We start from the raw sequence: 1,187 nt of genomic DNA on the forward strand, positions 1-1,187 counted from the left end.
TATTACTCTACGATAGTTGCTACAACACCAGCACCTACAGTACGGCCACCTTCACGGATAGCGAAACGAAGACCTTCATCCATCGCGATTGGCGCGATTAGAGTTACTGTCATCTTAACGTTATCACCAGGCATTACCATTTCTACGCCTTCTGGTAACTGTACGTCACCTGTTACGTCAGTTGTACGGAAGTAGAACTGTGGACGGTAACCTTTGAAGAATGGAGTATGACGACCACCTTCATCTTTAGAAAGTACGTATACTTCTGAAGTGAATGTAGTGTGTGGCTTGATTGAACCAGGCTTAGCTAGTACTTGACCACGTTCAACGTCTTCACGCTTAGTACCACGTAATAGTGCACCAATGTTCTCACCAGCACGACCTTCGTCAAGAAGCTTACGGAACATTTCAACACCAGTACAAGTAGACTTAGTAGTCTCTTTGATACCAACGATTTCAACTTCGTCGTTCACGTTGATGATACCAGCTTCAACACGGCCAGTTACAACAGTACCACGACCTTGGATTGAGAAAACGTCTTCGATAGGCATGATGAATGGCTTATCGATGTCACGCTCTGGCTCTGGAATGTAAGAATCTAGTGCTTCTGCAAGCTCAACGATCTTGTCTTCCCACTGCTTTTCGCCTTCAAGTGCTTTAAGAGCAGAACCTTGAATTAGTGGTAAGTCATCACCTGGGAAGTCGTACTCAGAAAGAAGTTCACGAACTTCCATTTCTACTAGCTCAAGTAGCTCTTCGTCGTCAACCATGTCACATTTGTTCATGAATACAACGATGTAAGGTACGCCAACCTGACGAGAAAGTAGGATGTGCTCACGTGTTTGTGGCATAGGGCCGTCAGTCGCAGCTACTACTAAGATAGCGCCGTCCATTTGAGCAGCACCAGTGATCATGTTTTTAACATAATCGGCGTGTCCAGGACAATCTACGTGTGCGTAGTGACGAGTTGGTGTATCGTACTCAACGTGAGAAGTTGAGATTGTGATACCACGCTCGCGCTCTTCTGGAGCGTTATCGATTGATGCGAAATCTTTAGCAACACCGCCGTATACTTTTGCAAGTACGTTAGTGATTGCTGCAGTTAGTGTAGTTTTACCGTGGTCAACGTGGCCGATTGTACCAACGTTTACGTGCGGTTTTACGCGTTCAAACTTTTCTTTTGCCAT

1 protein-coding gene is annotated in these 1,187 nt (G+C 45.4%); it reads right to left on the reverse strand.

What is annotated here, in order from left to right:
- Nucleotides 1–2: 2 nt before the first annotated feature.
- Complete coding sequence (gene tuf / locus WDB87_RS00100) at nucleotides 3–1,187, reverse strand: elongation factor Tu (RefSeq protein ID WP_029773026.1); 1,185 nt, start codon at nucleotides 1,185–1,187, stop codon at nucleotides 3–5.

It is taken from the genome of Pseudoalteromonas sp. C12FD-1 (assembly GCF_037414265.1).
In the GTDB taxonomy this organism is placed as follows: domain Bacteria; phylum Pseudomonadota; class Gammaproteobacteria; order Enterobacterales; family Alteromonadaceae; genus Pseudoalteromonas.